Annotated in this window: 15 protein-coding genes; 1 reads left to right on the top strand and 14 read right to left on the bottom strand. The window is 51.4% G+C overall.

What is annotated here, in order from left to right:
- The 3 genes from G548_RS0106780 to G548_RS19650 form a co-directional block, all read right to left on the bottom strand.
- Positions 1-248 (bottom strand): IS3 family transposase (locus tag G548_RS0106780; RefSeq protein WP_022793402.1); only part of this gene is annotated, 248 nt, incomplete at its 3' end.
- 218 nt (positions 249-466) lie between these two features.
- On the bottom strand, positions 467-838 hold the full coding sequence (locus tag G548_RS0106775) for a DUF8042 domain-containing protein (RefSeq protein ID WP_022793401.1): 372 nt from the start codon (positions 836-838) through the stop codon (positions 467-469).
- A 182-nt stretch (positions 839-1020) separates the two neighbouring features.
- The gene (locus tag G548_RS19650; protein WP_022793400.1) at positions 1021-2721 is read right to left on the bottom strand and encodes a flagellin N-terminal helical domain-containing protein; all 1701 of its coding nucleotides are present in this window, start codon (positions 2719-2721) and stop codon (positions 1021-1023) included.
- 279 nt (positions 2722-3000) lie between these two features.
- On the opposite strand from G548_RS19650, the gene G548_RS0106765 reads away from it, so the two are divergent.
- Positions 3001-3468, top strand: coding sequence for a competence protein ComK (locus G548_RS0106765; RefSeq protein WP_022793399.1), 468 nt, complete (start codon positions 3001-3003; stop codon positions 3466-3468).
- Positions 3469-3901: 433 nt separating this feature from the next.
- Here G548_RS0106765 and G548_RS18700 read toward each other — a convergent pair whose 3' ends face one another.
- The 11 genes from G548_RS18700 to G548_RS0106710 form a co-directional block, all read right to left on the bottom strand.
- Positions 3902-4606, bottom strand: a complete 705-nt coding sequence (locus G548_RS18700) for a response regulator transcription factor (protein ID WP_022793398.1) — start codon at positions 4604-4606, stop codon at positions 3902-3904.
- Between the two features lie 351 nt (positions 4607-4957).
- On the bottom strand, positions 4958-5185 hold the full coding sequence (csrA, locus tag G548_RS0106755; RefSeq protein ID WP_022793397.1) for a carbon storage regulator CsrA: 228 nt from the start codon (positions 5183-5185) through the stop codon (positions 4958-4960).
- Positions 5179-5631: a flagellar assembly protein FliW gene (fliW, locus tag G548_RS0106750; RefSeq protein WP_022793396.1), complete on the bottom strand. Its 453-nt coding sequence runs from the start codon at positions 5629-5631 to the stop codon at positions 5179-5181. The genes csrA and fliW overlap by 7 nt, the downstream gene beginning before the upstream one ends.
- A gap of 114 nt (positions 5632-5745) precedes the next feature.
- Positions 5746-6645 (bottom strand): flagellar hook-associated protein FlgL, encoded by a 900-nt coding sequence (gene flgL, locus G548_RS0106745; RefSeq protein ID WP_022793395.1) that lies wholly within the window; start codon positions 6643-6645, stop codon positions 5746-5748.
- 18 nt (positions 6646-6663) lie between these two features.
- Complete coding sequence (gene flgK, locus G548_RS0106740; protein WP_022793394.1) at positions 6664-8265, bottom strand: flagellar hook-associated protein FlgK; 1602 nt, start codon at positions 8263-8265, stop codon at positions 6664-6666.
- 33 nt (positions 8266-8298) lie between these two features.
- Positions 8299-8784, bottom strand: a complete 486-nt coding sequence (locus G548_RS0106735; RefSeq protein WP_022793393.1) for a flagellar protein FlgN — start codon at positions 8782-8784, stop codon at positions 8299-8301.
- A gap of 48 nt (positions 8785-8832) precedes the next feature.
- Positions 8833-9099, bottom strand: coding sequence for a flagellar biosynthesis anti-sigma factor FlgM (gene flgM / locus G548_RS0106730; protein ID WP_022793392.1), 267 nt, complete (start codon positions 9097-9099; stop codon positions 8833-8835).
- A gap of 133 nt (positions 9100-9232) precedes the next feature.
- Positions 9233-9637 carry a TIGR03826 family flagellar region protein gene (locus tag G548_RS0106725; protein ID WP_022793391.1) on the bottom strand — a complete coding sequence of 135 codons (405 nt, stop codon included), beginning with the start codon at positions 9635-9637 and terminating at the stop codon, positions 9233-9235.
- Between the two features lie 58 nt (positions 9638-9695).
- Positions 9696-10409, bottom strand: a complete 714-nt coding sequence (locus G548_RS17530) for a ComFC family protein (protein ID WP_022793390.1) — start codon at positions 10407-10409, stop codon at positions 9696-9698.
- Complete coding sequence (locus G548_RS0106715; protein WP_022793389.1) at positions 10402-11859, bottom strand: ATP-dependent helicase ComFA; 1458 nt, start codon at positions 11857-11859, stop codon at positions 10402-10404. Before G548_RS0106715 ends, G548_RS17530 begins: the two co-directional genes overlap by 8 nt.
- A 61-nt stretch (positions 11860-11920) precedes the next feature.
- Positions 11921-12769: a DegV family protein gene (locus G548_RS0106710; protein WP_040880758.1), complete on the bottom strand. Its 849-nt coding sequence runs from the start codon at positions 12767-12769 to the stop codon at positions 11921-11923.
- Between the last annotated feature and the right edge of the window lie 26 nt (positions 12770-12795).

Here is a 12795-nt window from a genome sequence, read left to right as displayed (position 1 = left end):
ACCAGCTTCCGCAGCCGGTCGGTTTCACTGTCCTGCGGGCTAGCTCCGTAGATATTCGGACGGCCAATGGGCTGGTCGAGGCGATGCTCCTCGCCGTTCTGGACCCACTTGGCCCATTGCTTGATTTGGGACACATTCTTGATGCCGAAGGTATCCATAAGGGCCCGGTTGCTCCACCCTTCCTCCCACTTGAGCCGAAGGACTTCCCGTTTCACTTCTGCTGGATAACGTCGTTTCTTTTCTCCCATAAGAAAAACACCTCCATTTGTCGATCTTACTACGAATACGACGTGGGAGGTGCTTTTATCTGTCTCATTTATTTAGGTCACTTCAAATACCATCACCTCCTTTCCAAAAAAGTATAAAAAAGGCCCCGGGGCGCCGGAACCTCTGGATGTATGATCATGTTGGGTGAAAGTGCCTCAGTTGTTTATAGTATCGGCAGAAATTCGCGGGAGTGTAGTACTTAAGATAATACGTACGGCTGAAAATGCTGCTCCAGCTCACGTTGCAGCTTCTTTACGTTGGGAATTAAGGTAAATTGGAAAATTTCCTGCAGTCTGGCGTAGGAGTGATTTTCTAAATGAGTAACGACCAGATCTAAATTTGAGCGAACGTTGTTGAAGTATTTCTCTGTGTCTACAGTGTTATCAATATTTTTCAGTACCGGCCTGGACGATCGTTCTACTGCAGTGAAACCAATAATCATATCTTCCATAAGCTGAACTGCTTCGGGGTAGTTCCTTGTGCTAAGTTGCTTTTGGACATGGGCTAGGCCCTTCATCATCGTATCGATAACATTTAGGTTTTGTTTCATGACATTCAGATAGTTTTCCATAAGAGACCTGCTTTCTAAATTAGTTTTTAAGTTCTAAGGTCTTTTAAGATATTTTTCTAACATAAATTCCATCGAAACCGATCGACATTATTAACACGGGGCTTCCGTATAATATTAATTACCTGATTAAAGAAAAGAGACCCTAGCTATAATCACTAGAGCCTCTAAGTTGTTCAAAAATATTAACCAAGTAATTGAAGTACAGATTGCGGCTGTTGATTTGCCTGTGCAAGCATCGACTGTGAAGCTTGGGAAAGAATATTATTTTTCGTCATATTCATCATTTCTTTGGCCATATCAACGTCACGGATACGAGACTCTGCTGCAGTAAGATTTTCAGCCGAAGTGCCTAAATTATTTACCGTATGATCTAAACGATTTTGCACTGAACCAAGTTTTGAACGCTCACTTGACACATCTTTAATAGCATTATCAATAGTAGTAATAGCTTCTTTTGCATCTGCTTGAGAGCCGAGATCGACACCATCTATACCTAAAGCACTAGCACGCATATCACTAATGCCTAATTCCATTTCTTGGCCTTCATTTGAGCCAATTTGGAATTTCAGAGAATTATTTTGTTGATCAGTATTAACATCAAATGTCGTTTCTTCCCCACCGGTGATGTCTTCTGTTGCAAATGACAAGCCTGTGCCATCGATATCAATACGTTTTTGATTGTTTTCAATCAACTGTTCTGCAACAATTTCACCTTCACTATCTTTTAAAATAGCTGAAGCTTGACCGCTAGACTTAACCCCAAAACTAGCTTCTCCTTCTAATAGTTCATCAGCGAAGTCTACTTCTACGGTCCCCGTCTCAGAATTTCCAAGAGCTACTTTAGTATCGCCTTTATCAATATCTACTGTATCGCCTATAGCACCTCCAGCAGAATCTCTTAACGTAGCTTCAAATTGTGTCGAACGACTTACAGAATATACATCTCCAACCTCGACTGAAGAACTATTTAATGTAAATTCAGCTACGCCACTTCCGTCGTCTCCAGTTAAATCGAAAGCTAAAGTTTCTTCCGCGCCACTATAAGTTGCATTTGCTGTTTTCTGCTCCCCCGCTTCATCCGTGAACGTTAACGTTGCATTAGTATCAGTAGTAAATTCAATCGAATAGTCTCCATCGGCTAGCCCTGTTTCCTCATCTGTTAAGTTAGAGCTAACAGAATCAGAATCGATCCCAGTAGTATTTTGAGTTTCAGCAGCCGTAATGTTGCTAGTGATATCTACAGTATACTGTCCTTCTCCCAACTTCGTGTCTGCTGAAACTTTTACTCCTTCGACTCCTGCAGTATGACTTGCGTCAGATAATCCGTTGAGTACTTTAGAATCTTCTACGGTAGTCAAAGTATAAGAATCAGCTTTTAACTGAGAAGAAGCCTCTAAATTCAAGTTTTTCATACCTTCTCCATAAGCAACGTTTGAAGAAGTAGCAACTTTTGCATTTTCAGACAGCGATCCATCTAAAAGATTTTTTGTATTAAACTCAGTATTATTACCAATACGATCTACTTCTTCAATCAATTGAGTTACTTCTTTTTGCAGTTCAGCACGGTCATCTGCTGTATTCGAATCGTTAGATGCTTGCACAGAAAGCTCTCGCATACGCTGTAAAATACTGTGAGTTTCATTAAGAGCTCCTTCAGCTGTTTGAATCATGGAAACGCCGTCTTGAGCATTGCGATTGGCTTGCTCCAAACCACGAATCTGCCCACGCATTTTTTCACTGATTGCAAGACCAGCTGCGTCATCGCCGGCACGGTTGATTCGAAGCCCAGAAGATAGTTTTTCCATAGAATTGCTCATATCGTTTTGATTTGAGCTCATTTGACGTTGCGCATTCATCGCGCCTAAGTTGTGGTTAATAATCATTGTAAAATTCCTCCCTGAATGTGTAAGTACTTTCCACGTCCTTGTGGTAAGCCTATATCACAGAATCTGCTTTAACGCCCGTACGCTGCGTTTTGGCACTTCCTGCTTACATTCCTTATATCGGCTGCTCGGTTTATGTATTTAGTATTTCCTGTAATTCTCTTAAAAATATTCTTTTAGTTATATTATGCAAAAAGTACTAGTTATTTTTACATAGCATTCGTATACTTATTTACGTGCAAGGGAGTTGTGAAAAATATTGGAATAGGAGCGGGAAATATGAAAAAGATAATGATGTTGGATGAGTACGAGGTAAATGAAAAAACGATGGCTATTGTGCCACATTTTGAAGGAGAAGCGAAAAGTATTATATGGGAAAAGGACGGAGCACGTATTCCGGCTTCATGTACACCGACCGCTATTATTAAAAGAGGGTGCCTACGGGGAGGATCTTCTTTTAAAGGACGAAGCGAAGCGGTAAAGTATTACTTACATATCCGCAAGAAGCTGCCGGTACCGGTAAATCCGTCGGAAGGTATTTATGCTTTTCCGATTTCATCACTGCGCGATCCGGAAAACATCTGGATTTTTTATAATCATGTGCAGCCCGGACAGTTTGTCACTTCTGATGATGGAACTATGATTCAATTTACAGACGGAGCGTCGCTTCCAACCAAAGCGAGTACTTTTATGATCCAGCAGCAGTTGTTCCGTACGGGCCACTGCCAGAGCATGTTTACCGCCTAAAAAACAAAAAAACAGAGCTGGGAGTATAGGGGCTCCCGCTCTGTTTATGCTTGGTTAGAAAAGTATAATGCTTAAAAAGTTCAGCGACGTTGCTGTCTAGCTACGATGCTATAGTACTAAGAAGTCATTTCAAAGTTGCGTAAGCATGTTCGCTAATAATACTAAAAATAATGCCGTGCTGGATTATAAAGCATGGCATTATTTGATGCTTCAAATCTAGAGTTTGCTAAAGCAGATAAGTTCGATAGTTCACAAAAAGGGGTAAATCTCATCGGTCTTATCTCATCAAAAAGGCAAAGCTTCTAACGCTGTCCAGCTCCGAGCGTTACCACCCGAGTCCATTCGCTGTTTCGGATCGTTTGCGACTTCGTCACAAGCCGACCGAAAGCCGCGAGCCGTCCCGGGTGGTGAACGAACGCTCTCCGCTTTTCTGTTACGTTATAAACTCGACCCAGTTTTCTTCGATCGCGCGCTTTATGGTGTGCGTGCGGTCGTTGGCCTGCATCTTTTTCGTCAGGTGGCTGACGTGGTTGTTCACGGTGGCGACGGCCAGAAAGCATTCTTCGGCAATTTTGCGGTTGCTTTTACCTTCGAGGATTTTTTCCAAAATCCGGATTTCTGCTTCGGACAGCGTGCCGCGTGCTTTATGCACGTCGAGTTCGAGCTGCTGTTCGGGTGGTTCTTCCTGCAGCTGATTCATGCGGCGGTACCGTTCGACGACCTGCGGCTGAAACACCGGGTCGATGTACGTCTGAAACTGGGTGGCGCGCATAAAATGCTTGCGCCAGTCGTCTTCGTCGCGCTCGGCGGCGATAAGCATCGTCACATCCTGGCAGATGAATTCATCTACCAGGTGCCTGAGCCGCTCCGGCAGGTTCACACCAATCCTGCACGCGGACCCGGCCCGTTTTGCTTCCTGAAGACGCACAAACGCATCCAAATCACTGCACGCTGTGTAATACAGCGTATCTTTCTGCAGACCGCGCTGCATGAGCGTGGTCCACTCTTCCCCATTCGTGCGCACAGCCAGCTTCCCCATTGATTCTGCTGCCTGTGGCAGTACTTCTGATCCCTGCAGGTCGATAAATAAAATCGGCACCCTGCTTCCCGGGATGTTGCGACTGTAAGTCCTGGCCATTATGTATTCCTCCTGAGACCTCACCGAAAGTGATGTTTTTTATTGTTGAACACACTTTCCCCAAGCATGCCCTCTGCGTTTTTGTCTGTTGATTTCTCTCTGTAAACTGCAGCAGGACAACCAATCCCCTGAACTCGAACGACCGTATACAAATTCTACCTTTTTTTCACAAGTTCCGACAAGAAGCCCTATGACCCTAGGCATTTTCCACTTATCGTAAATTAATTATATCATAAATATGAATAAAGAACTATAATTTTTCCTTATTGTTCATTTTTTAGATACATTTACATATTTTTTAGTATATTTATTAGTTCGTTAGTTGTACGTAGTGAATGAATAGTCATTTAATTATTTTTTGATATTTTCCGATAATTTCTGCAAAAGCGTAATGTCTCCTGCGAGCGACTGCCGGTTTTCCTGCTGGATAGAGACATATACTTCCTGGCGGTGTATATCAATATGCTCCGGGGCATCGATACCCAGCTTCACCTGGTCCCCTTCAATTCCGAGTACAGTGATCGCGATATCATCCCCGACACGAATCGATTCCTTTTTCTTTCGTGTGAGTACTAACATGATCCTGTGCCTTCTTTCTTTGCCCGCTGAAACAGCAGATGCTTCGTTTCATACGGCGACTGCGCCATTGGCCACTGCTTGCCGAGCTTTTGTTCGACGTTAATAATCAGCGGTGCCTGCAGGTTTGCCGTACTCTCTTCGAGCGTGTTCGCAAGCGTCAGTGTGACATACACCAGTACCTGTTCCGGGTTTTCGATATGCAGCTGCTCCGTGACAGCATCCGGGACTTCAAGCTCGTAGTCCGGAAAAAATACAAACGGATCGGCGGTAATAAACGCAATATGCGCATGCTGTACCGACTGCATAATAAACAGGCTGCCGCTGTCGTCAAACGGAAGAAACACGAAGTCGCGTTCGTCTTCAAACGCCGGAATGCCCTGCGGAAAACGGGTAATATCTCTTTCTTCAATCGTGACAGCACCTAAATGCTTCGTTTCGATTTCCACACCTTTGCCCCCTTATAATTGAATACGTACACGAAACAGATAAACAGTCACAAAGACCAGTATACTGAATCGCTCTTCATAATAAAACAGATTTTCCCACATTTTATAAATTTTTTACCTTAAAAAGTCCAGAAGTGTCGTCTGCATAATCCGTCCGGCCGAGGCGAGCGCCGCCTGATGCACGGTCTGCTGGTTCGTTAAATTAGTAATCACTTCTTCGAGATCGGCGTCTTCATTGTTGGACATAATTTTATTGGAGATGACTTTTTGGTCGGCGAGCCGGCTTTCAATCATTTCAATCCGGTTGGATCGGGCGCCGAGTTCGGCCCGTTCATTCACGATGCTGTTCATCTGTTCGTCAAGCGTGCCCAGATATTCCTGCACGTCCTCGCCGGTCGTGTCCGGATTTTCCAGGTCCGCCTGCAGCTGTTCGAGTTCGTTAAACAGCTCCTCGTTAAACACCTCGCCCGGCGCAGAGCTGACATCGATCTTGATGCCCTTCATGAGCTCCATTTCCACCGCATCGCCGTGGCCGGTGAAGCTGTCCGCTGTCACTCCGTTTTCGGTGGCGTTTTTATCAATTGGCGGGTTGGTCGTGTTGGAGCCGTTAAAAATGTATTTGTCCCCGACCTTGGAGTTAGCGGAGCTGATCAGCTGCTCCTTCAGCTCACTGATCTCTTTGGCGATGTTGCCGCGCTGTTCGCCTTCGTACGTATCGTTTGATGCCTGCGTGACAAGCTCGCGAACCCGCTGGATCACCTGGGTCGCTTCCCCGAGCGCGGCGTCGCTGGAGTCGAGCCAGTTGTGCGCTTCGCCGACGTTGCGCTCAAACTGCTCCACCTCTCCGACCTGGGAGCGGTAGCGCATTCCATTCATCGCCACAACCGGGTCCTGGGAGGCCCGGGTGATTTTTTTGCCGGTGGACAGCTGATCCTGCAGGTTCATCATCTGATCATAGCTCTGGCTGATGTGGCCGGTGGAGCGCTGGGTCATCATCTGCTGGGTGACTCGCATATCATTTTCCTCCTTTTCTTAACGGCCGACCAGACCCATGTTGTTAATGATGCGGTCGAGCATTTCGTCAAATGTCGTTACGCTCCGGGACGCCGCATTGTAGGCGTGCTGGAACTGAATCATGTTGGCCATTTCCTCATCCATGCTTACTCCGCTCACCGACATGCGGCGCTCATCGGCGCTTGAGGTCAGCGACTGGGTGATGTTTGTTTTCTGGTTCGCTTCGCTTGCGTCAACTGCCATCTGGCCGATTACGCCCTGGTAGAATCGCTGCACGCTTGTCGAGTTTTCGTTCCCGTCCCCGAAGTTCAGGGCCGCATCCTTCACGTTCGCCAGGTTTAGCGCGTTGGATCCGTTGCCGGCATAGCCGGTGCCGTTTTCCGACGCTGATGCTGCAGCGATATTGTTTAAATCGGCTTTGACGTCATCGCTCACGCGCAGCGCACTCGCTGCTCCTTTATTTTCAAGCACCGCCGGATCAAAGCTAAAAAAGTCAATGCCGGCGCCCTTGGTACCCGCTTCAACGTCGTTCATCGTCCACCCTTCCCGGTGGGTGTCGTTCAGCGCATTCGCAAAGGTGGTGACCATCGTGTCAATGTTACCTAGCATATCCAGATACAGGCCTTCCACCTCCCCGGAGGCTTCGTTCATATAGCCATACGCCTCATGCAGGCCCTGCATGCTGCCGCTCGACTGCATAAACGCATTGCTACTGTCAGAAGGGTTATCAATATTAGTGCCCGCTTTGCCGTTCGCCCACTCAAAGCTTGCCGTTTCTACGTGCCCGTTACGGCCGCCGGATTTGTCCACGCTCACTTCCTGGTAGGCAAGAACGTTGCCGTCCACAAGCTTCTGCAGACGGTCGCCGGTATCGCTCGTCATGAAAATGTCGACGGTGCCTTCCGCGTTACTGTTTGTCTTCCCGCCGCTCGGGTTGCGCTTCACTTCCACAGTAGCCATAGACGACAGCTCGTCAATCAGCCGGTCGCGTTCGTCATACAGGTCGTTTGGCACCTTGCCGTGCGGCTCCACGCCCGCAATCTGTTCGTTCACGCTGCTGATCTGGCTGAGAAGCGAGTTAAACTGCCCGGTTTCGTTATCAATCTGGGCGTCGAGGTCGGTTTTATTCGCCTGCAGCGAATTGGATATGTAGGAAAAAGTGTCCACCATTGCTTCCCCGCGCTGACGCACAACCGAGCGCGCCCCGGAGTCCTCCGGATTGGCCGACAGGTCCTGCAGCGACTTCCAGAATTCATCCATCGCATTGGCGACGCCTTCATCAGTCGGCTCGTTCATCAGGTCCTCCATGCGGGAAAGGTTTTCGTTTTTCGTTTCCCAGTAGCCGAGTTTCGCGTTTTCGCCCCGGTACTGCACGTCAAGGTACTGGTCCCGGATGCGTGCGACCGTGTTGGAGTCCACGCCGGTGCCCATCTGGCCCGGTGTGCTCGGCTGGTTCATGCCGGCTTTTGAAAAAGCATCACTCTGCTGCAGGTCGACCCGCTGCCGCGTGAACCCCGGCGTATTGGCATTGGCAATGTTATGTCCTGTCGTCTGCAGCGCGTGCTGCTGGGCAGTGAGTGCCCGTTTCGCTGTTTCAAGCCCCATGAATGTTGAACTCATGCATTTTCCTCCCCGTTTCTATGTACCTGCTGCTTATGCCCGTGAATCAAAGACCGAGTACTCCCGCTTCGTGCGCTGCGGGGCCAGGCCCTGCCGGCCGTACTGCGCCGACTCCTGCGGCTGCATGGCGCCAAGCATCACCTGCGTGTATTTCATGGCGTCCTCAAGCATCGCACGGTTCAGCTCCTCCTGGTGCTGCAGAGCGGTCATCACCTGAATCAGCTCGTACTGCAGCGCTTCGAGACGTGCGCTCTCCTTATCATCGGCAAGCGGCTTTAACGCATCGATGGATACGGCGTTTTCGGGATTGGCCCCTGCAAGCGCTGCGGCCTGCTGGTGGCGCTCCCGCTCGATCCGTGTAATGCGCTGCACCTGGCGGCGTTCGTCGCGGATGAGCTGCTGCAGGGCTCCAGCGTCATTTTTTTTCAGCACCTGCGTCTTTCGTTTGGACATACCAAGCAGTACCCGGTGTTCCTCGATCAGGGCGCCAAGCTGCTCTACTACTATCTGTACGCTCATGCAACCGCTCCTTTAGGTATATGTATCAACAGGCCGGCTGGCGGCCTGTTACTGATTGTTCCAGTAGTCCTGCATTTTCTTTGCTGTCTGCTCCGCCCGTACTTCGTACGTGCCGTTTTCAATCTGGGCTTTCAGCTGTTCGACCTTTTCCCTGCGGGCCGGGTCGATCGCTTCCGACTGCTGCAGCTCCTTGGCTGCGCTTGAAATTTCGACGGAATCCTTTTTCCCCGCCTGCTCGCCCTGCGGCGGCTTCTGCTGCTGGGCGGCCTGGCTGCGGTATATGGCATTAGCGGAATGCGCGGAATGAATTTTCATCTGTGTGGTCCCTCCCATCCGGACGTTCTGCTCCGGCTGTTTTGTTACTGTTTATATCGGTCATTCCGCTAGTGTTTTCCTTGGTACTTAAGACTTAAATTTTAACACACATATACGCTTTTTGACTCATTCCTTATTCCCACGCCCGGTACGTGGCCCTTGTGTCTTTAATCTGTCTGGCCTCCCACTGCTTCTGCTTCTCCTCTGCCTCGAGCCCCGAAGAAATACGGCTGGTACACGACCGGCAGAGCCGGCGCTCCCGAATCGGTTCGCCGCAGCCCTCGCACGGATAGCTGAAGTTCGGCAGCTGCGCCAGATTCAGGCGGCCTTCACGGATGTATCGGAAAATGTCTTCCTCGCTGACCCCGGTGGCCTCGGTGACCTCGAGAATGGTTGACTGGCGGTGCTTGCTTTTTCTTACGTGCGTGTATACCTTCTGGAACCGTTCCTCCTCCGCCCGGTGGCATTCCGGACAGACAGCCCTTACCGCCTGTACAAACAAATTGCCGCATGACGGACAGTTTTTTAATTCACCCATAGTTCGTTTCTCCTTTGATTCATTGTTGCTTATTATATCGGCACCGCCGGCCCGGAGTTTAAGCACGGATCAATGTGAGCGAAGCTGTCGAAGCAGCTCCAGCCGCTTCAAGCACTTGCGCCGATTCGCGGACCGTGGCACCGGTCGTGTAAATATCGTCAATGATCAGAACATTTCGCCCCGAAATGATTTCAGGAGCGGGAACGGTAAATCCGCGTACGGTCTGCAGCCGCTCCCTTTTCGTCTGCTTGCTTTGTTTTCCGCCCTCCCTCTCCGGGCGTTCAAGTGCCAAAACGTAAGGCACTTTGAGACCGGCAGCAAGCACCTCTGCCTGATTAAACCGACGCTCCTGCATCCGCAAAGGCGCAAGCGGCACCGGAACCGGCACAAAACCGCGGAAATGCTGCCTGTACGCCCGGCGGAGACCGTAATAAAAAGCCGCAGCCATTACTGCGTCCCCGCGGAATTTCCAGCGGGCCGTCCACGCCTGCATCCAGTCGTCGTAGTGAAACAGCGATACGTTTTTCACCCACCGGACGTCTTCGGACCGCCGGCGCCAGCTGAGGCAGTCGGCACACACTTCCACGTGTTCCGGTGCCGAGCATTCCGGACACGCCGGCCCGGTAATTGTTGGAAGCTGGCCGGTGCACGTGTCGCAAAGATGCGCCGCTCTCCACGCAAACAGGTTATTGTACGTCCAGGAGGTCTGCAGGCGTTCCCCGCAGGAAAGGCAGTATCCGCGTGCAAATGATAAAAGAGAACTATCATTCATCGGGCGCTGCCTCCTCCCGGTTCATCGTTTGGATGTGGCGGACCGTCTGCTGCATCGCTTTTGTACGGCCGTAGTGGAAGAAAACCACGTCCCCCTCCGGCCGCTCCGGATTCCTTCCGGCTCTGCCGGCGATCTGCACGAGGGCGCTCTCGGTGAAAATGTCATCATCGGCCCCAAGCACGGCCACGTCTGCTTTGGGGACCGTGACGCCCCGCTCCAGAATCGTCGTTGTAACGAGAATATCGATCTGTTCTTCCCGGAAGGCCGTAATTTTTTCTTCACGCTTTTCGTCCTCCGCGTGCACTCCGTCGCAGCGAAAGCCCTCCGTCCGGAGCACTTCCACCGCCGGGCGAACAGCCGCTACCGACGGGACGAACACAAACAGCGGATAGGCAGTGTCCCGCGACCGGCACCACTGCAGCAGCGCAGGCGGCAGACGCCCGCGCGAGAGCTGCAGCCTCCAGTTCCCGGCCCACCGGCATTCCGGCACCGGAAGCGGATGACCGTGAAACCGGCGGGGCACCCGCACATACGAGAGCGCCCCGCTCTTCATCCGCTGCTGTTCCTTCCCTCCAGGCGTCGCGCTTAAATATATTACCGCCGCATGCGGAGAGCACGCTTCCCGCACAGCCTGCTGGAGGCCGGGGTCAAACACGTACGGAAACGCGTCCACCTCGTCAATTATCACTACATCAAAGGCGCCCTTAAACCGGCGTGCCTGATGGGCCGTTGCGAGCACAAGGCGTGCCTCGGGCCTGGCCTCGGGACTGGCGGCATACCACGCTGCAGCCGGCACCCCGGGAAACACTTCCGCAAGACGCGGGTACAGCTCACGCACGACATCCGTCCGCGGCGTCGTCCACAGCACCCGTTCGCCTCTGGCAAGTGCCTCGGCCACCGCCTGAAACATCATTTCGGTTTTTCCGGCGCCGCACACCGCCCAGATGTAGAGCTCCTCCTTCCGCAGGCCGGCCGCGGCAGCGGCACGGGAGGCCCGCTCCTGTCCGGAAGACAGCCGGCCGCTCCATACGAGCGGATCGGTAAACACTCCGGAAGCTTTGGGGCCGGTCCAGTAGTAGAGTGGCGTGCAGGCTGAGACCCGCCCCATTTCCAGACATTCCCGGCAGTAGACGCACCGCTCGCGCCCGCACGCACATGCGTGGACACCGAACAAACCGGGGTTTTTGTTGCTGCATCGCAGGCACCGCCAAAGAGTGCCCTGCTTCGTGATGGCAGGCACCTCCTGCAGCATTCCTGCCTGCACGTAGGCTTTAATTATTTTTTGATCGTGCGGCATTTCCTGCGCCAGAAGCGCCCGGCCGCTGCAGTGGACCTGCATCTTTGTATAATCTGGTAAGGGTATGGCGGGAATCTCTGCATCAGAAGAAAAGGAAGGAAACGGCGAGGCCGACTGGCTGCTGCCGGTAAACCAGGTGGATAGCATATTCATGGGAGGTGGTTCCTTTCGTGGGAGGGTTTAAAAAGAGGAGGCGGCCTGGCGGCCGCCGGCATTACCTGGAGAGGGCTTCTGGGCGGTACCAGGCGAGCCCGATGGCGTTTTCACCAAGATGGGTACCAATCACCGGGCCGAGGTGTTCGAGAATGATCCGGGACTCCGGCGAGGCTTCCTGCAGTTGCCTGCGGAACGCTTCCCCGGCCTCTTCAGCGTTTGCGTGGAGGACGCTTGCTTCAAGCGGACCCTTGGCGGCTTCCTCCAAAAAGAGGGACTGAATACGAGCAAGCGCTTTTTTGGAGGTGCGTACTTTTTCATACGGTACAATCTTTTTGTCGGTAAATTTGAGCACCGGCTTAATCCGCAGCATGCTGCCAACCATTGCCTGCGCACCGCTCAGCCGGCCGCCCCGCTGCAGGTGGCGCAGGTCTTCGACGATAAAGTACGCCCGCATCGTTTCTTTAATTTTATCGAGCTCGGCAAAAATAGCTGCCATATCGTATCCTTCCGACGCCATCCGGGCGGCGGTTAATACAAAATAGCCCTGGGCCCGGGCACTGATTTCCGAATCATAGCAGTGCACGTGGACCGTATCCTTAATGTCATCAGCGACGGCGACAGCTGTCTGGTGCGTTCCGCTGATGCCGCTGCTTAAATGAATCGAAATAATTTCATCAGCCTCCCGGGCAAGCTCCCGGTAAAGGTCCTCCATTTTTCCGGGCGATGGCTGCGACGTGGTCGGAAGCGTTTCCGAATTTCTCATCGTCTGATAATATGTGGCAGCGTCCCAGTCGGTCTCCGGCATCGTTTCTTCATTCACCACCACATTGAGCGGGATTTCATGAATGTTCCACTGCTTGAGTTCTTCACGGTTCAGGTACGAGGTGCTGTCGGTAACTACGGCGATATTTGGCAAGCAGACCCTCTCCTTTC

It is taken from the genome of Marinococcus halotolerans DSM 16375, from assembly GCF_000420725.1.
GTDB lineage: Bacteria > Bacillota > Bacilli > Bacillales > Marinococcaceae > Marinococcus > Marinococcus halotolerans.
Note: the sequence above shows the minus strand (reverse complement) of the source record. Positions and strands in the feature narration are given on the sequence as shown.